At 62.4% G+C, this 17,006-nt stretch carries 16 protein-coding genes; 9 read left to right on the forward strand and 7 right to left on the reverse strand.

The window, feature by feature from the left end; genetic code table 11:
• Positions 1–101 precede the first annotated feature (101 nt).
• The 6 genes from NKG59_RS17670 to NKG59_RS17695 all read right to left on the reverse strand — a co-directional run bounded on the left by NKG59_RS17670 (position 102) and on the right by NKG59_RS17695 (position 7,118).
• Complete coding sequence (locus NKG59_RS17670; RefSeq protein ID WP_045206314.1) at positions 102–821, reverse strand: ABC transporter ATP-binding protein; 720 nt, start codon at positions 819–821, stop codon at positions 102–104.
• Entirely contained in the window at positions 821–1,609 is a 789-nt protein-coding gene (locus NKG59_RS17675; RefSeq protein ID WP_253539483.1) for an ABC transporter ATP-binding protein, read from the reverse strand. The genes NKG59_RS17670 and NKG59_RS17675 overlap by 1 nt, the downstream gene beginning before the upstream one ends.
• Complete coding sequence (locus NKG59_RS17680) at positions 1,606–2,940, reverse strand: branched-chain amino acid ABC transporter permease (protein WP_045206312.1); 1,335 nt, start codon at positions 2,938–2,940, stop codon at positions 1,606–1,608. The genes NKG59_RS17675 and NKG59_RS17680 overlap by 4 nt, the downstream gene beginning before the upstream one ends.
• Positions 2,941–3,888, reverse strand: a complete 948-nt coding sequence (locus NKG59_RS17685; RefSeq protein ID WP_045206413.1) for a branched-chain amino acid ABC transporter permease — start codon at positions 3,886–3,888, stop codon at positions 2,941–2,943.
• A gap of 126 nt (positions 3,889–4,014) precedes the next feature.
• Positions 4,015–5,271 (reverse strand): branched-chain amino acid ABC transporter substrate-binding protein, encoded by a 1,257-nt coding sequence (locus NKG59_RS17690; RefSeq protein WP_045206311.1) that lies wholly within the window; start codon positions 5,269–5,271, stop codon positions 4,015–4,017.
• A gap of 218 nt (positions 5,272–5,489) precedes the next feature.
• Positions 5,490–7,118, reverse strand: a complete 1,629-nt coding sequence (locus NKG59_RS17695; protein WP_253539486.1) for a 3-(methylthio)propionyl-CoA ligase — start codon at positions 7,116–7,118, stop codon at positions 5,490–5,492.
• 344 nt (positions 7,119–7,462) lie between these two features.
• On the opposite strand from NKG59_RS17695, the gene NKG59_RS17700 reads away from it, so the two are divergent.
• The 9 genes from NKG59_RS17700 to NKG59_RS17740 all read left to right on the forward strand — a co-directional run bounded on the left by NKG59_RS17700 (position 7,463) and on the right by NKG59_RS17740 (position 15,665).
• Positions 7,463–9,052: a protein adenylyltransferase SelO gene (locus NKG59_RS17700; RefSeq protein WP_253539490.1), complete on the forward strand. Its 1,590-nt coding sequence runs from the start codon at positions 7,463–7,465 to the stop codon at positions 9,050–9,052.
• A 158-nt stretch (positions 9,053–9,210) separates the two neighbouring features.
• The gene (gene msrB / locus NKG59_RS17705) at positions 9,211–9,597 is read left to right on the forward strand and encodes a peptide-methionine (R)-S-oxide reductase MsrB (RefSeq protein WP_045206308.1); all 387 of its coding nucleotides are present in this window, start codon (positions 9,211–9,213) and stop codon (positions 9,595–9,597) included.
• A gap of 34 nt (positions 9,598–9,631) precedes the next feature.
• Positions 9,632–10,204: a septation protein A gene (locus NKG59_RS17710; RefSeq protein ID WP_045206307.1), complete on the forward strand. Its 573-nt coding sequence runs from the start codon at positions 9,632–9,634 to the stop codon at positions 10,202–10,204.
• The gene (locus NKG59_RS17715; RefSeq protein ID WP_045206306.1) at positions 10,204–10,476 is read left to right on the forward strand and encodes a BolA family protein; all 273 of its coding nucleotides are present in this window, start codon (positions 10,204–10,206) and stop codon (positions 10,474–10,476) included. Before NKG59_RS17710 ends, NKG59_RS17715 begins: the two co-directional genes overlap by 1 nt.
• Positions 10,477–10,518: 42 nt before the next feature.
• A complete protein-coding gene (locus tag NKG59_RS17720) occupies positions 10,519–11,316 on the forward strand; it encodes a peptidylprolyl isomerase (protein ID WP_045206305.1) in 798 nt (265 codons plus the stop codon).
• Between the two features lie 288 nt (positions 11,317–11,604).
• A complete protein-coding gene (locus NKG59_RS17725; RefSeq protein WP_253539501.1) occupies positions 11,605–12,585 on the forward strand; it encodes an ABC transporter substrate-binding protein in 981 nt (326 codons plus the stop codon).
• A gap of 175 nt (positions 12,586–12,760) precedes the next feature.
• Positions 12,761–13,669: an ABC transporter permease gene (locus NKG59_RS17730; protein WP_253539506.1), complete on the forward strand. Its 909-nt coding sequence runs from the start codon at positions 12,761–12,763 to the stop codon at positions 13,667–13,669.
• 1 nt (position 13,670) lies between these two features.
• A complete protein-coding gene (locus tag NKG59_RS17735; RefSeq protein ID WP_253539508.1) occupies positions 13,671–14,465 on the forward strand; it encodes an ABC transporter ATP-binding protein in 795 nt (264 codons plus the stop codon).
• A 99-nt stretch (positions 14,466–14,564) separates the two neighbouring features.
• A complete protein-coding gene (locus tag NKG59_RS17740) occupies positions 14,565–15,665 on the forward strand; it encodes a J domain-containing protein (RefSeq protein ID WP_253539510.1) in 1,101 nt (366 codons plus the stop codon).
• Positions 15,666–15,749: 84 nt separating this feature from the next.
• Here the strand turns inward: NKG59_RS17740 and NKG59_RS17745 are convergent, their stop codons facing one another.
• Entirely contained in the window at positions 15,750–16,823 is a 1,074-nt protein-coding gene (locus tag NKG59_RS17745; RefSeq protein ID WP_253539525.1) for a porin, read from the reverse strand.
• Between the last annotated feature and the right edge of the window lie 183 nt (positions 16,824–17,006).

A 17,006-nucleotide genomic window follows, 5' to 3' on the forward strand; every position in this document is an offset into this window, starting at 1 on the left:
GAGAAATTTTCAACTGACGACGGCTCATCGACAAAAGAAAAAAGCCCGCACGGTCATCATCCATGCGGGCTTTCTGTCGAACGCGAATCAGAGAGCTGCGATCAAACCTCCAACCACTCCTGCCGGACTTTCGCATCCGCTTTCAACTGCTGGGGCGTTCCCTCAAACACAATCTGCCCGTGCCCCATCACATAGACGCGTTGTGAAATGTCCAGGGCAATGGCCAGCTTCTGCTCCACCAGCAGGACGGAAATCCCCCGCTCCTTGAGCGTCTTCAGGTACTCGCCAACAAGCGTCACGATCAGCGGCGCAAGACCTTCGGTCGGCTCGTCGATGATGATGAAATCGGGGTCACCCATCAGCGTGCGGCACAGCGTCAGCATCTGCTGCTCGCCGCCCGACAGCACACCTGCAGCCGTGTTCTCCCGCTCCTTCAAACGCGGGAACATCTGATACATGTCTTCCACCTGCCAGCGCGGCTTGGGCTGACTCGGGTTGCGTTTCTCACCAAGCAGCAGGTTCTGCCGGACAGTCAGCGTGGGGAAGATGTCTCGGTTCTCGGGCACATAGCCGATGCCCTTGTGCGCCACTTCAAAGGTTCGCAGGCCGCTCACGCTCTTGCCGCGCAGCAGGATTTCGCCTTCGTGCCGGACCATGCCCATGATGGATTTGGCCAGGGTCGAACGCCCCACCCCATTGCGCCCGAGTAGCGCAACGATCTCGCCCTCGCCTACGTGCATGTCGACGCCGTGCAGGATGTGGCTCTTGCCGTAGTACGCGTGCAGGTCGCGCACCTCCAACATTGGAGTATTTGTTGCCATCAATGCGCTCCTGCAGGTTCGTCCAGCGTGGTGCCGAGGTAGGCCTCTTTCACGCGGCGGTTATTGCGAATGGCTTCGGGCGTGTCGGTGGCAATTACTTCGCCATAGACGAGCACCGAGATGCGGTCGGCCAAGCCAAACACAACGCTCATGTCGTGCTCGACCATCACCAGCGTCTTGCCGACCGTGACTTTGCGGATGAGGTCCACCGCGTGGTCGGATTCGGAGCGGCTCATGCCGGCGGTCGGCTCATCCAGCAGGATCACGTCGGCACCGCCCGCAATGGTGACGCCGATTTCCAGCGCCCGTTGCTCGGCGTAGGTCAGCATGCCCGCGGCAGCGTCTCGCCGGTGCGTCATGCCGATCTGCTCGAGCACTTCTTCAGCGCGCTCGCGTGCGTCACGCAGCTCGGCCAGTTTGTGCCAGAACGAATACTTGTAGCCGAGCGACCAGAGCACCGCGCAGCGCAGGTTCTCGAACACCGACAACCGATGAAAGATGTTGGTGATCTGGAAGCTGCGCGACAGGCCCTTGCGGTTGATCTCGAACGGCGCCAGGCCGCTGATCTCTTCTCCGTTCAGGCGCACGCTTCCCGAGCTGGCCGGGAAGCGGCCCGAGATCAGGTTGAACGTGGTCGACTTGCCGGCGCCGTTCGGGCCGATGAGCGCATGGCGCTCACCCTTGCCGATGGTGAGATTGACCCCTCGAATGATTTCAGTTGCGCCAAAGCGCTTGCGAACATCGCGCAACTCGAGCGCAGCGGTCGGCCCAGATATCGGTTGGCTCATGGTTGCGGCTCCTGCAATGCGTTGTCCCAAGCGGTGCGCAGCTTGCCAGCCGCGGCACGCAGGCCGAAGGCGCCCACCAGCCACAGCACGGCGGTAACGATCCACGGCTTGAAGGTATTCGGTTCGACAGACAGGCCAAACAGCGTGGCCACGCCACCCGAGGCGTCGTCCTGCACGGCGTAGATCATTTCCACGGTGGAGATCAACGCAACCAGCAGAATGACAGCCGGCACGATCGCCACGCCATAAGCCGGCAGCAGCGTCTTGAGCTTGCCGCGCCGCATGATCGGCAGGTGCATGACCAGAAGGCTGGCAATGCCGCCCGGCGCGTACATGACCATCAGCACAAAGAACAAACCGAGGTACAGCAGCCAAGCCTTGGTGATGCCCGACAGCGCCACGGTAAAGAACACCGTGAGCACCGCGCCGATGATCGGCCCGAAGAAGCTGCCCATGCCGCCAATGAAGGCCGCCAGCAGCACCGAGCCCGAACGCACGGCCGACACGTTCTCCGCGGTCACGATCTCAAAGTTGATGCACGACAGCGCGCCGGCAATGCCCGCGAAGAACGCAGACAGAATCACCACCAGAAAGCGCACACGCTGCGTGTTGTAGCCGATGAACTCAACGCGCTCGGGGTTGTCGCGCACGGCGTTGGCGATGCGGCCCAGCGGCGTCTGCGTCCACGCATACATCAGCGCCATCGAAATCAGGCACCACGCGGCAATCAGGTAATACACCTGGCGCCCAGGCCCGAACGTCACGCCAAACAGCGCATCGCCAATGCTGCGGTTGGTGGAGACACCGCCCTCGCCACCAAAGAAGTCCGGAAACATCAGCGCACTGGCAAACACCATCTCGCCGATACCGAGCGTGATCATGGCGAACGTCGTGCCGGCCTTCTTGGTGGTGACGTAGCCGAAGATCACGCCGAACAGCGCGCCGCCCAGGCCGCCAGCAATGGGCAATAGCGCAACGGCGAGCGGTCCGCCGATGCCCAGCGTCTGCATGGCGCCGATCTTGTTGAGCACGTGCACAGCCATGAAGGCGCCCAGGCCGGCGTACACCGCGTGCCCGAACGACAACATGCCGGACTGGCCAAGCAGCATGTTGTACGAGAGCGCGAAGATGATCATGATGCCCATCTGCGAGAGCAGCGTGATGGCAAAGCCCTGCGGCCAGATAAGCGGCAGCACGATCATCACCAGCGCGGTGACACTCCAGAGTAGCCAGCGGGCAAGATTGACCGGCTTGAATTTCATCGTCCGCGCTCGATCGTTGGCCGGCAGCGCGGCTTGTTGTTGCGCTTGTTGGTGCATGGTGCGTTCCATTTAGCTCTCCCGCGTACCCATCAGCCCACGCGGGCGGAAGATCAGCATCAGCACCAGCAGCAGATACGGCAGCACCGGTGCGACTTGCGCAATCGTCAGGTTCCAGACAGAGATGAGCGGCACGTCCGGATTGAGCGTGACGCCGATGTTCTCCAGCACGCTGGTTACTGAGATATCAAGCGTGACGGCAAAGGTCTGGATGCAACCGATCAGCAGCGACGCGATGAACGCGCCCACCAGCGACCCCATGCCGCCCACGACCGCCACCACGAAGACGATGGAGCCCACCGCCGCCGCCATCGATGGCTCGGTCACGAAAGCATTGCCGCCAATCACGCCCGCCAGCCCAGCCAGCGCACAGCCGCCGCCGAACACCAGCATGAACACGCGCGGCACGTTGTGGCCCAGCGCTTCCACCATGTCCGGATGCGTGAGCGCGGCCTGAATGACAAGCCCGATACGCGTGCGTGTGAGCAGCAGGAAGATGCCCACCAGCATCAGCAGCGACACCAGCATCATGAAGGCGCGGTACTTGGGGAACGACGAGGTGAACAGCGTGAACAGCGGGCCGTCCAGTGCGTCCGGCACGCGGTACGCCACGGCGGGCAGGCCCCACACCAGCTTCACGCCTTCTTCAATCAGATAGGCCAGACCGAAGGTAAACAGCAGTTCGGCGACGTGGCCATAACGGTGCACCGTGCGCAGCCCGTAGCGCTCGACCACGGCGCCAAGCGCACCCACGAGCAGCGGCGCCACGATCAGCGCGGCCCAGAAGCCCAGATAACCGCTGACGACATAGGCGAAATACGCGCCCAGCATGTAGAAGCTGGCATGCGCAAAATTGAGAACGCCCATCATGCTAAAGATCAGCGTCAGGCCCGAAGACAACATGAACAGCAGCAGCCCGTAGCTGATGCCATTCAAGAGATTAATGACTAGAAATTCCACGCTGCAGCCCTTCCAGCAGATTCGGCGGAGCATGGGACGCACGCATCAATGCGTGGCCCATGGACTCCGTTTAAAACATCGCTGCACGATAGCATCGGGCAGCCCTTCGGCACACCACCCGCGGCCTTACTGCGGACGCTTCATCTGGCAGGAGGTCGGCTGCGACGCGACGTACTGGTCGAGCACAGCGTCGGTCTTCCAGCCGTAGCCGGTGTTCTCCTGGTCGAACTTGACGTTCTTGCCGTTGGTTTTTTCCCAGGTGGCGATGTAGAGCGGTTGCTGGCCCTGATGGTCAGACGCGCGCATCTCGAAGGTGCCGTTCAGGCTGTCGACCTTCATGCCTTCAAAGGCCTTGGCAACCTTGGCAGGCTCGATGGACTTGGTCTGCTTGATGGCCTTGGCCAGCATGGCGATGCCGGTATACGAGGCCATGAGGTAGTAATCGTCGTTGTACTTCTTCTTGTAGCCCTCGACGATATCGGCGCCCTTGTAGCCGTCGTTGTTGACGTTCCAGTAGCCCACGTATTTCACGTGATCTGCGCCTGCCGAGCCCATCGCTGTCGGCACGCCCGTGGTCGAGGCGTAGTACGTATAGAAGTTCGCGTTCAGGCCCGCGTCCTTGCCGGCCTTGATCAGCAGCGCCAGGTCGCTGCCCCAGTTGCCGGTGATAACGGTATCGGCCCCCGACGACTTGATCTTCGACACGTACGGCGAAAAGTCCTTCACCTGCGCCAGCGGGTGCAGGTCTTCACCCACGATCTCGATGTCCGGACGCTTGCGCTTGAGGTATTCCTTGGCCGCACGCGCTACCTGATGACCGAACGAATAATTCTGGTTGATCAGGTAGACCTTCTTGACCTTCGGATCTTTCGCCAGGAAGCTGGTCAGCGCTTCCATCTTCATGTCGGAGTTGGCGTCCAGGCGGAAGTGCCAGTAATTGCACTTGCTGTTCGTCATGTCCGGGTCCACCGCAGCGTAGTTCAGGTAGACGATTTCCTTACCCGGATTACGCTCGTTGTACTTGGCCACGGCGTCTTCCAGCGCCATGCCGACGCTCGAGCCGTTGCCCTGCACGATGTAATGGATGCCCTGATCGGCCACCTGCTTGAGGGCCGTCAGGCTTTCCTGCGGCGAGAGCTTGTTGTCAAAGCCCACCACTTCGAACTTTGTGCCGTCGCCGGCCCAGTTCTTCTGCGTGGCGAGATCGGCGATGTACTGCCAACTGCGCAACTGGTTCTGGCCCAGCGCGCCCATCAGGCCGGACAACGGATCGATCCAGGCGATCTTCACGGTTTCGGCGGCGGACGATGCAGTGGGCAGGACTGCCCCACCGATTGCCGCAACACATGCAACAGCCACAACCAACGGACGGAACTTCGTCATGCGTGTCTCCTTCATGTGGTGGAGCCGCCGGCGAGTCACTCTCCGCGTGCCACTGGTGGGCGTGCGGCTGCTTGCGTCTCCAGGTTGCAACGCGCCCGGGCTTCATTCCACCGCGTCGACGTGTCTGTCGCGCGGCGGCCGGCCCTGATCCGGTTGTCTTACGTCCGCCGTCCTCGTGCCGGGGTGACCCATGCACGGGCGGCGGTTTCTATATGTCGCTAAGCCTGTACAGCGGGGAACTGATAATCCTTGAACTGCTCGCGCAGCTTCAGCTTCTGCATCTTGCCGGTGGCCGTGAGCGGAATCTCGGTGACGAACACCACGTCATCTGGAATCCACCACTTGGCGACCTTGCCTTCGAAGAACTTGAGCATCTCCTCGCGCGTGAGTTCCACACCGGGCTTCTTCATCACCACAAGCAGCGGGCGTTCGTCCCACTTCGGGTGATGGCACGCGATGCACGCGGCCATGTGCACGCCGGGGTGCGCGGCGGCCACGTTTTCCACATCGATGGACGAAATCCATTCGCCGCCTGACTTGATCACGTCCTTGCTGCGATCGGTGATCTGCATGTAGCCGTCGGCATCGATGTTCGCCACGTCGCCCGTCGGGAACCAGCCGTCGACCAGCGGCGACTTGTCGTTGCGGTAATAGCTCTGGATCGTCCACGGCCCGCGCACGTAGAGATCGCCGAAGGCCTTGCCGTCCCACGGCAGCTCTTGACCTTCAGCATCGACGATCTTCATTTCGACGCCGTAGATGGCGCGACCCTGGCGCTCGAGCACGTGCTGCTTGGCCTCATCCGACAGGTCAGCATGCTTGCCCATCAGCTTGCACGTGGTGCCCAGCGGTGACATCTCGGTCATGCCCCACGCGTGGATGACTTCCACGTCCAGTTCCTTGAGCGTGCGAATCATGGCCGGCGGCGCAGCCGAACCGCCAATCACGGTCTTGCGGAACGTCGAGAATTGAAGCTTGTTGATCTGCACGTGTTGCAACAGGCCGAGCCACACGGTCGGCACGCCGGCAGAGAACGTCACCTTCTCCTGCTCGAACAGCTCGTACAGCGAAGCGCCGTCCAATTTTGGGCCGGGGAAGACCAGCTTGGCGCCCACCAGCGGCACCGAATACGGCAGCCCCCACGCATTGACGTGGAACATCGGCACCACCGGCAGGATCACGTCCTGCGCCGAACACCCAAGCGCATCCGGCAACGCAGACGCATACGAATGCAGCACCGTCGATCGATGCGAATACAACGCGCCCTTCGGGTTGCCCGTGGTGCCCGACGTGTAGCACAGGCCGGCTGCGGTGTTCTCGTCGAATTGCGGCCAGGTGTAGTCGGCGCTCTGCGCATCCAGCAGCTCTTCATAGCAGAGCATCGGCACGCTGGAGGTGGGCATATGCGCGCGATCGGTCATCGCCACCCAGCCCTTCACGTTCGGGCAATGCGGTGCAATGCCCTCGATGAGCGGCACGAACGTCAGGTCGAAGAAGACGTACTGGTCGTCAGCGTGATTGACGATGTAGGCGATCTGGTCCGGAAACAGCCGCGGATTGATGGTGTGGCATACGGAACCCGAGCCAGACACGCCGTAATAAATCTCAAGGTGGCGATAGCCGTTCCAAGCCAGCGTACCGACACGCTCGCCGGGCTGCACACCGAGTGCGGCCAGCGCATTTGCCAGTTGCTTGCAGCGGTCTCGCACTTGCCGGTACGTGGTGCGATGGATATCGCCCTCGACGCGGCGCGACACGACTTCAGTCGAACCGGAATTGCGCGCGGCGTGTTCGATGATGGTCGAGATGAGCAAAGGGGCGCTCATCATTTGTCCCATCAGGGCCATGGTGTCTCCTAGAAAAAACTGAACAACCGTTCTATTTTTTGGCCGATTGTTCCCGTGATCGTCAAGTACGTCAACGGGATATTGTTGTGCGCTGCCACATCGGCCCCCATGTTTACCCGGCCATCTGAAAAACCCTGTGAATCGTTGTGGTGCAAGGGTTCGCAGGCTGCAGCTTTCTTTACTCGCAAGTACAATACGCGATAGCGTTGCTGCGTCTCAACATGGCGTTTTCCCCTACGTAAAGCGTATTTTGCTGCGCTGCAAAGCGCACAACATTTGAAGGTTCGGCACTGTTTTTGCGCCGTTTCCTGTGCTATCCGCCGCATGCCCTGCCGCCCCATCCCATGACTGCCTCCCCCACCGCCTTGCCTGACGATTCCCTTGCGAGCTCTTTCGACTGGCGTGGCCGTCCCACCGCAGCCCCCGGTTTTTCCGCGCTGGGCGAACGCTTTCTGACGCGCCTGCCGCCGATGCCCATGCCTTCCGGACCGATTGGCCAGCCCTATCTGGTGGGCTTCTCGCCGGACGCCGCAGCGTCGCTCGGCCTTGCGCGAGCAGAACTTGACACCCCCGCCGGGCTGGCCGTCTTTACCGGGAACGCCGTCGCCCCCTGGAGCGATCCGTTCGCCACCGTGTATTCGGGCCACCAGTTCGGCGTGTGGGCCGGGCAGTTGGGCGATGGCCGCGCCCTGTTGCTGGCCGAGCTGCAGACCGTCGATGGCCCCTGCGAAGTCCAGCTCAAAGGTGCCGGCCGTACGCCGTATTCGCGCATGGGTGACGGGCGGGCGGTGCTGCGCTCGTCTATCCGCGAATTTTTGTGCTCGGAAGCCATGGCCGGCCTTGGGATTCCAACCACCCGCGCCCTGTGCGTGACCGGCGCTGACGCCCCCGTTCGCCGCGAAGAGATCGAAACCGCCGCCGTTGTCACGCGCCTCGCACCGTCGTTCGTGCGCTTTGGCCACTTCGAGCACTTTGCGGCGAGCGAACAACTGCCCCAGCTGCGCGCACTTGCCGATTACGTCGTCGACCGTTTCTACCCCGCCTGCCGCAGCGAGCCGCAACCGTATCTGGCCCTGCTGCGTGAACTCGCCCGCCGCACCGCTGAACTGATGGCCGACTGGCAAGCCGTTGGCTTCTGCCACGGCGTGATGAACACCGACAACATGTCGATCCTCGGCCTCACGCTCGACTACGGCCCGTTCGGCTTCCTGGATGGCTTCAACGCCAACCACATCTGCAACCACTCCGACACCGGCGGCCGTTACGCCTACGCCCAGCAGCCACAGATCGGCTACTGGAACCTCTTCTGCCTCGCGCAGGCGTTGCTGCCGCTGTTTGGCGAAGATCCCGACGTTTTCGTCAACTTGAGCGACGAAGCACAAGCTCAACCCGCCATCGACGCCGCGCAAAACGTGCTGCTGACCTACCGCGACGTGTACGGCGCAGCCTTCTACGCACGTTATCGCGCCAAGCTCGGGCTCTCCACCGCACAGGACGCGGACGAGGCTCTCTTCGGCGACCTGTTCAAGCTGCTGCACACACAGCGCACCGATTACACGTTGTTCTTCCGCCACCTTGCCGAGGTGCGCCGCGACGACACGCCCGCCGCGGCAGAAGCGCGCACCGTGCGCGATTTCTTCTTCGATCGCGCAGCCGCAGACGCGTGGCTGGCCGCCTATCGCCAGCGCCTGCAAGCCGAGCCGCAATCCGACGACCAGCGCGCAGCAGCCATGCACCGCGTCAACCCGAAGTACGTGCTGCGCAACCACCTGGCTGAAATCGCCATCCGCCGCGCCAAGGAAAAGGATTTCTCCGAAGTCGAAAACCTGCGCGCCGTGCTGGCCCGCCCGTTTGACGATCACCCCGGCTTCGAGCACTACGCGCAGCCTGCGCCCGATTGGGCGTCATCACTGGAAGTGAGCTGCTCGTCGTGATCCAGCATGCCGACATGCGGGCAGGCGTGATGCGCCGGAACTGACACCATGCTCTAATCCGCGCCTGTCAGGATTGCCGCAACAGCACGACAAACAACGTCAGCCGCCCGATCGCTTCCATTGCGCGGTTGCCGAATCCAACAAGGAGTCTCATCACCATGACCGTCACGAAATCCGACGCCGAATGGCGCGACCAACTCTCCGACATCGAATACCGCGTCACCCGCGAAGCCGCCACCGAACGGCCCTTCACAGGCAAGTACTGGGACCACTGGGACCGGGGCGTCTACAACTGCGTCTGCTGCGGCACGCCGCTGTTTGAATCGTCGACCAAGTTTGATGCTGGCTGCGGCTGGCCGAGCTATTTCCAGCCCATCAACGGCGAGGTGATCGCCGAGAAAACCGACCGCTCGCACGGCATGCTGCGCATCGAAGTGCAGTGCAAGAACTGCGGCGCGCACCTCGGCCACGTGTTCGAAGATGGCCCCGCACCCACCGGCTTGCGGTATTGCATCAACTCGGCTGCGCTAAAATTCGGCGCTTGATCTTCCGCACCTGCCCACCTAAGCGCGTTCCCGCATGAAATTCCTGTTCGATCTGTTCCCGGTCATCCTGTTCTTTGCTGCCTTCAAGGTGGCCGGTATTTATGTGGCGACCACCGTCGCAATGGTCGCCACCGTGCTGCAGATCGCCTGGGTGTGGTTCAAGCACCGCAAGGTCGACGCCATGCAGTGGCTGTCGCTGCTCATCATCGGCGTGTTTGGCGGCGCGACGCTCATCTTCCACAACGAAACCTTCATCAAGTGGAAGCCGACGGTGCTGTACTGGCTGTTTGGCGTTGTGTTGCTGGGCAGCGTGGTGTTCGTTCGCAAGAACCTCATCCGCGCCATGATGGAGCAGCAGGTATCGCTGCCCGAGTCGATGTGGGGCCGCCTGAACCTCGTGTGGGCCCTGTTCTTCCTCGCCATGGGCTGCCTGAACCTCTACGTGGCCTACAACTTCGACACCGACGTGTGGGTCAACTTCAAGCTGTTCGGGTCGATGGGGCTGATGGTGGTGTTCATCCTCGTGCAAAGTGTCTGGCTGGCGCGCCATATGCAAGAGCGCCCTGCCAACGCGGCCAACGACGCCAACATCGGAGACGACCGCTGATGGCCGCCGACCCGCGTGAAATCGAACGCCTCCTGCGCGAGGCATTCCTGCCCGTCCACCTCGTCGTAGAAGACGACAGTGCCAAGCACGCCGGACACGCCGGCGCGGCCTCCGGCGGCGGACATTACAACGTCGAAATTGTCAGCCCTGCCTTTGCTGGCAAGAACCGTTTGGCGCGTCATCGCATGGTGTATGATGCGCTGCACACGCTGTGGCCGGCGGCAATCCATGCGCTGGCGATCCGCGCGGTCACTCCCGAAGAAAACACGTAAGCGCATTCCACGCTCACTCGTCCTTCCCTCGAACGCAATCCCATGAAGATTTCCAGCCTCACTGCCAGCCTGCTGGCTGTTGCCTTTGCTGCGACCGTTGCTCCGGCCATGGCGCAAAATGCCGCGGTGGTCAACGGCAAAGCCATCCCGAGCGCCAAGGTGGACGCGCTGATCAAGAAGTCGGGCCAGCCCGAATCGCCCGAGCTGCGTGCCAAGGCCCGCGACATGCTGGTCGACCGTGAACTGATCGAGCAGGACGCCGCCAAGCGCGGTCTGCTGGAGCGCGACGACATTCAGGAACAGCTGGCATCGGCCCGCCTGAACGTGCTCGTGGCCGCCGAGTTCGAGGACTACGTCAAGAACAGCCCCGCCACCGAAGACGAACTGCACAAGCAGTACGAAAAGATCAAGGCGCAGTTCGGCAACGGCAAGGAATACCACGCCCATCACATCCTGGTGGACAAGGAAGCCGACGCAAAGGCCATCATTGCCAAGCTGAAGGCCGGCGCGAAGTTTGAAGACATCGCCAAGGCGCAATCGAAGGACAAGGGATCGGGCGCCAACGGCGGCGATCTGGACTGGGCGAACCCGGGCACCTACGTGCCGGAATTCTCGGCAGCTCTTACCGGCCTGAAGAAGGGCCAGATCACGCAGACGCCGGTCAAGACGCAATTCGGCTGGCACGTGATCCGCCTGGACGACACGCGCGACGCAAAGATCCCGTCGTACGAAGACGTCAAGCCGCAACTGCTTGAGATGATGATGGGCGACCAGAACTGGCAACGTAGCAAGTTCCAGGCGATGCTGAAAGACCTGCGCGAAAAAGCGAAGATCCAGTAAGCAGCAGCCCGTTGGGGCAGTGAAAAAAGGGGCCTCGTGCCCCTTTTTGATTTGATGGCTGCGTTGCATCGCACGCAACCGGAATCCCCCTTCTGCCCACCGAGTTCTTTTGAAGTGTTTGCTGAAAAGCATTGCGATTTGTCCCATAATGTGCGCCCACGTGCGCCGGCATTGCACTGCTTCGGTGCACTCAAGAATCAAGAGAGTCTGAAAAACCAACCACGCCGGCACGGGCATATCCCGCTCGCCGCCAGAGCGAAACCACCCAAAAGGAAACAGGAGATCCTTATGTCCACGTTCAAGCACGCCTTCCGCATTGCCGCGCTTGCTGCCATTCCGATGGCACTGCTGCAAGCCGCGCCGGCACTGGCCCAGGCCACCAAGTCGGTCGAAGTGCTCGCGATCGTTGAGCACCCGGCGCTCGACGCCATCCGCGACGGCGCCAAGGAACAACTCAAGGCCGAAGGTTTTGACGCAGGCAAGAACCTGAAGTGGGAATACCAGAGCGCACAAGGCAGCACTGCCACCGCCGCGCAGATCGCCCGCAAGTTCATCGGCGACAAGCCGGACGCCATCGTCGCCATCGCTACCCCGTCGGCGCAGGCTGTTGTGGCTGCCACCAAGTCGATCCCCGTTGTGTATTCGGGCGTGACCGATCCGGTTGCCGCGCAACTGGTCAAGAGCTGGGCGCCGACCGGCACCAACGTGACCGGCGTGTCTGACAAGCTGCCGCTGGACAAGCAGATCGCCCTGATCAAGCGTGTGGTGCCGAATGCCAAGCGTATCGGCATGGTCTACAACCCGGGCGAAGCGAACTCGGTCGTGGTCGTCACTGAGCTGAAGAAACTGCTGTCGGCGCAAGGCATGACGCTGGTCGAATCGGCTGCACCGCGTACCGTGGATATCGCCCCGGCCGCCAAGAACCTGATCGGCAAGGTCGACGTGATCTACACGAACACCGACAACAACGTGGTGTCGGCGTACGAATCGCTGGTGAAGGTAGCCAACGAAGCGAAGATTCCGCTGGTTGCCGGCGACACTGACAGCGTGAAGCGTGGCGCCATCGCCGCGCTGGGCATCAACTACTACAAGCTGGGCCAGCAGACCGGCAAGGTCGTCGCCCGCATCCTGAAGGGTGAGAAGCCGGGCGCGATTGCATCGGCCGGCAGCACCGACCTGGAGCTGTTCGTGAACGAAGGCGCGGCCAAGAAGCAAGGCGTAACGCTGTCGGCGGACCTGCTGAAAGACGCCAAGGAAGTCATCAAGTAACTCGCAAGGCGCCGGGTCGGCCTCCGCCTGACGGAGCCGGCCTGGCGCGGGTCTGGCTGCCCGCGCCGCAACGTGGCTATCCGCCGCATAATGGCCGGGCGCTTACGCTGCTACCCACAAGCGTCCCCGTTCATTGCATACAGGCCGGTATCCAACGACCGCGCCCTACTCTGTCATGTCACTGTTTTCATTGCTCGGCGCCCTGGAGATCGGTCTGATCTTCAGTCTCGTGGCGCTCGGGGTGCTGATCTCCTTCCGCATCCTCAACTTCCCTGACCTCACTGTCGACGGCAGCTTCCCGATGGGCGGGGCTGTGGCGGCCACGCTCATCGCCGGCGGACACGATCCATTCATGTCGACGCTGGGTGGCACGCTGGCCGGTGCCGCTGCCGGCTTCATCACGGGCTGGCTCAACGTGCGCCTGAAAATCATGGACCTGCTCGCCAGTATCCTGATGATGATCGCGCTGTACTCGGTCAACCTGCGCATCATGGGCAAGCCCAACGTGCCGCTCATTTCCGAGCCGACGGTCTTCTCGCTGCTGCAGCCGGACTGGATGCCCGACTACGTGTTCCGCCCCGTGCTGCTGGGTGTGGTCGTGGTGATCGTCAAGCTGCTGGTGGACTGGTTCTTCTCGACGCAGATCGGCTTGTCGCTGCGCGCCACGGGTGCCAACCCGCGCATGGCGCGCGCCCAGGGCATCGCCACCGGCGCTGCCACTCTGGCCGGCATGGCGCTGTCGAACGCACTGGTGGCCCTCGCCGGCGCGCTTTACGCGCAAACGCAAGGCGGCGCCGATGTGTCGATGGGTATCGGCACCATCGTGATCGGCCTGGCCGCCGTCATCATCGGCGAGACCGTGCTGCCGGCACGCCGCCTGGTGCTGACCACGCTGGCCGTGGTGGTCGGCGCGATCCTGTATCGCTTCTTCATCGCCCTGGCGCTCAACAGCGATTTCATTGGCCTGCAGGCGCAGGATCTGAACATGGTGACCGCCGCGCTGGTGGTGATCGCCCTCGTGCTGCCCGGTGTGCGCCGCAAGGTGTTCGGCAAGTTCGCCAAGACCGCTACCAAGGGGAACTGACATGCTGAGCGCACAAGGACTCACTCTCACCTTCAACCCCGGCACGCCCATCGAGACGCGCGCGCTGCGCGGTCTGTCGCTAGAGATCCCGTCAGGCCAGTTCGTGGCCGTGATCGGCTCGAACGGCGCCGGCAAGTCGACGTTCCTGAACTCCATCAGCGGTGACTACATCGTCGGTTCGGGTAGCATCACCATCGACGGCGAAGACGTCACGCGCAAGACCGCGTGGCAACGCGCCGACAAGGTCGCCCGCGTGTTCCAGGACCCGATGGCCGGCACCTGCGAAAACCTGACCATCGAAGAGAACATGTCGCTGGCCATGTGCCGCGGCCAGCGTCGTGGTTTCAAGTTCGCGACCAACCGCAAGTGGCGCGAGATCTTCCGCGAGCAACTGCGTCGGCTGGACTTGGGCCTCGAAAACCGCCTGACCGACCGCATTGGTCTGCTCTCCGGCGGCCAGCGCCAGGCCGTAAGTCTGCTGATGGCATCGCTGCAGCCGTCGCGCATCCTGCTGCTGGACGAGCACACCGCCGCGCTGGACCCAAAAACGGCCGCCTTCGTGCTGGAGCTGACCGCCAAGATCGTCTCGGAAAGCAAGCTGACGACGATGATGGTGACGCACTCCATGCGCCAGGCGCTCGACTACGGCGATCGCACGGTAATGCTGCATCAGGGCAACGTGATCCTCGACGTGCAAGGCGAGGAACGCCGCGGCCTGGACGTGCCGCACCTGCTGCAGAAGTTCGAGGAAACGCGCGGCGCCAAGGTGGACGACGACGCGCTGTTGCTCGACTGATCCTGTTTCTGAGTGCCACTGCGGCGCTCAGAATCGGCACCACCGCCACATGACACACAGCCCGGGCTCCCTTAGCGGAGCCCGCGACATTTCCGCTCCATGACCAAGGCACACCGCCCAGCCATCAGCATTGCGCCCAATCAGCACGCGGACGACGCGCCAACGCTGTCGAAGGGCCAGAGAGCATTCAACGCGCTGATCAAGCAAATTGAGAATCGGCGTAAGCGGCTGGCTGATTGGGAGGCGGCCACCGTTCAGTTCCAGCGTCGATATGCCAGCGAGTTCCTGCCGCTGGAGCGAACCCGCGCCGAGCTGCAGATCCGCCTTGTGCGCAGCCTCGACCAGGTCTATGAGCACGACGGCTTTACCAAAGCCGAGCGCCGCAAGATATCCGCCCTCATCGTCGATCTGGCGCGCGATCTGATTGATGAAGACACCAGCCTCAAGGCGCTTTACAACAAATACAGCGACACAGACTTCGACCGCGAAGCCGCGCTGCAAGCCGCAGAGATGAAGTCGAGGCTGGAAGCGGCACTCGGCGTCGACCTGGGCGACGACGCGGATGACCATTCAGAGGAAGCGCTGCTGCAACGTGCCCGCGCTCACATGGAGCAACGCGCCGAGAAAAAGGCCGCCGCCGCAAGCAAGCGTGAAGCCCGCCGGGCCGCCCGGCAGAAATCTCCCAAGCAACTTACCGCAGAAGCACGGGAAGAAGACGAACAGGCGAAGATCAGCCTGTCCATCCGCGAGGTCTATCGCAAGCTCGCCAGCGCCCTGCACCCCGACCGGGAAACCGATCCGCAGGAGCGGGACCGGAAGACCCGGCTCATGCAGCGCGTCAACGAGGCTTACGACAAGAACAACCTCCTGCAACTGCTGGAGTTGCAGCTTGAGCTTGAACACATCGACCAGCGTTCAATCAACCACATCAGCGAAGCGCGGCTGACGCATTACAACCAGATCCTGAAAGACCAGGTGCGCGAGCTGGACCGGCAAATCCATCGCGTCGAGACGACGTTTCGGTACACGTACGGGTATCAGCAGTTCGGGGCGCTGCCGCCGGACGCCGTTTTGCAAAAGCTCGACATCGACATTGCTACGCTCCGCCAACACGTCCGCAATATCGAGCAAGACCTTGCCGCCTTTGACGATTTCAAAGACGTGCGGCGGATGCTGAAATCCCGCCCGGCGCTCGACTGATAGCCTGCTGAACAGCGCGCCGATCCAACAAAACGGGCACCCGAAGGTGCCCGTGTTCGTTACAGCGATCGGTCGATCGGCCGATCAGAAGCGGTGCTGCAGGCCCATCGTCACGCCAACCTGGTTGTTGGCGTAGCCGATCACGTCGCGCGACAGGCTCACGTTCTGGCCGTTCTTGGCCTTGGCATAACCGGCAGACAGGTACGCCGTGGTGCGCTTGGACAGCGCGTACTGGCCGCGCACAGAGAACAGGATCGGATCGGCATCCGTGCCGTCCTTGATGTTCTGCTTGTACACCGCGCCGTACAGCGTGAAGGCCGGCGTTACGTCGTAGCTGGCGCCCGCCCAGTACATATCGCTGCGCAGGCTGGCGGCGGCCGTGGTAAAGGCGCGCTTGTAGTTGCGATAGCCCGCAAACAGCTTCAGTGCACCGAAGTCGTAGCTGGCACCAGCGTGAATGCCCTGGATGTAATCGGTCGTGTCTGCCGGCGTGGTGCTCGTGCCTGCGCCGTTCTGACGATCCCACGTGACTGCGGCCGAGAAGCCGCCCACGCTGTAGCCGACGCCCAGGTCGTACTTGGAGCTGCTCTTGAAGTTGCCGGCCGCCTCGCCAAAGCCCACGGTGGCACCCAGCTTCAGACCGCCAAACTTGCCGTCATAGCGCACGGCGTTGGAGGCGCGCGAGAACAGGCCGTCCTTGCGATCGCCCGTTGCCGTGGACGACGTGGCCCACGAGTAGTTCGGCGCGTAGCCCATCGGGTCGTACGGCAGCATGAAGTCGTACGTGGTCGTGAACGTGCGACCTGCCACCACCTGCCCGAAACCGCCAGCCAGACCGACCACGGCGCGGCGGTCGAACAGCGTGTTGTCGGTGTCGAGCTTGCCGGTGTCGATGGCGATGCCGCTTTCCAGGTTGAACAGGGCCTTCAAGCCACCGCCCAGGTCTTCCGTGCCGCGCATGCCCCAGCGCGACGTGTTCTTGCCGCCCGAGACGAGGCGCGTGGCGCTGCCGCCGTTCGGGCCGGCGTGGTTCACATACTCGATACCCGAATCCATGATCCCGTACAGGGTCACGTTGGAGGATTGTGCGGCGGCCGTGCCGGCCGTGGTGGCGGTGGCAAGCGCAACCACTGCCAGCGCCATCGAAGTCTTGTTCATCAGGTCTCCCTTATTCGTTGTCCTTGCGCAAGAGCCCCAGTCACAGGGGCTTTGGGCGGGACGGATCGTATGAGGGGCGCACTTTCAGTTCACTTTCGATTGGCGGGAAATTGGCGCAGTGTGTCGCGGCGTTCTCGGGGGTTTCCCTAGCTTCAAAACATGCGGCGATGTCTGTATTCCTCT

It is taken from the genome of Ralstonia chuxiongensis (assembly GCF_024158925.1).
GTDB classification, from domain to species: domain Bacteria; phylum Pseudomonadota; class Gammaproteobacteria; order Burkholderiales; family Burkholderiaceae; genus Ralstonia; species Ralstonia chuxiongensis.

What these genes read in the sequence shown, in the direction of transcription:
- msrB (WP_045206308.1), top strand. Translation starts at nt 9,211, where the DNA reads ATGACCGTCACGAAATCCGACGCCGAATGGCGCGACCAACTCTCCGAC.
- NKG59_RS17745 (WP_253539525.1), bottom strand. Translation starts at nt 16,823, where the DNA reads ATGAACAAGACTTCGATGGCGCTGGCAGTGGTTGCGCTTGCCACCGCC.
- NKG59_RS17695 (WP_253539486.1), bottom strand. Translation starts at nt 7,118, where the DNA reads ATGGCCCTGATGGGACAAATGATGAGCGCCCCTTTGCTCATCTCGACC.
- NKG59_RS17675 (WP_253539483.1), bottom strand. Translation starts at nt 1,609, where the DNA reads ATGAGCCAACCGATATCTGGGCCGACCGCTGCGCTCGAGTTGCGCGAT.
- NKG59_RS17725 (WP_253539501.1), top strand. Translation starts at nt 11,605, where the DNA reads ATGTCCACGTTCAAGCACGCCTTCCGCATTGCCGCGCTTGCTGCCATT.
- NKG59_RS17710 (WP_045206307.1), top strand. Translation starts at nt 9,632, where the DNA reads ATGAAATTCCTGTTCGATCTGTTCCCGGTCATCCTGTTCTTTGCTGCC.
- NKG59_RS17700 (WP_253539490.1), top strand. Translation starts at nt 7,463, where the DNA reads ATGACTGCCTCCCCCACCGCCTTGCCTGACGATTCCCTTGCGAGCTCT.
- NKG59_RS17680 (WP_045206312.1), bottom strand. Translation starts at nt 2,940, where the DNA reads ATGGAACGCACCATGCACCAACAAGCGCAACAACAAGCCGCGCTGCCG.
- NKG59_RS17740 (WP_253539510.1), top strand. Translation starts at nt 14,565, where the DNA reads ATGACCAAGGCACACCGCCCAGCCATCAGCATTGCGCCCAATCAGCAC.
- NKG59_RS17715 (WP_045206306.1), top strand. Translation starts at nt 10,204, where the DNA reads ATGGCCGCCGACCCGCGTGAAATCGAACGCCTCCTGCGCGAGGCATTC.
- NKG59_RS17690 (WP_045206311.1), bottom strand. Translation starts at nt 5,271, where the DNA reads ATGACGAAGTTCCGTCCGTTGGTTGTGGCTGTTGCATGTGTTGCGGCA.
- NKG59_RS17730 (WP_253539506.1), top strand. Translation starts at nt 12,761, where the DNA reads ATGTCACTGTTTTCATTGCTCGGCGCCCTGGAGATCGGTCTGATCTTC.
- NKG59_RS17720 (WP_045206305.1), top strand. Translation starts at nt 10,519, where the DNA reads ATGAAGATTTCCAGCCTCACTGCCAGCCTGCTGGCTGTTGCCTTTGCT.
- NKG59_RS17735 (WP_253539508.1), top strand. Translation starts at nt 13,671, where the DNA reads ATGCTGAGCGCACAAGGACTCACTCTCACCTTCAACCCCGGCACGCCC.
- NKG59_RS17670 (WP_045206314.1), bottom strand. Translation starts at nt 821, where the DNA reads ATGGCAACAAATACTCCAATGTTGGAGGTGCGCGACCTGCACGCGTAC.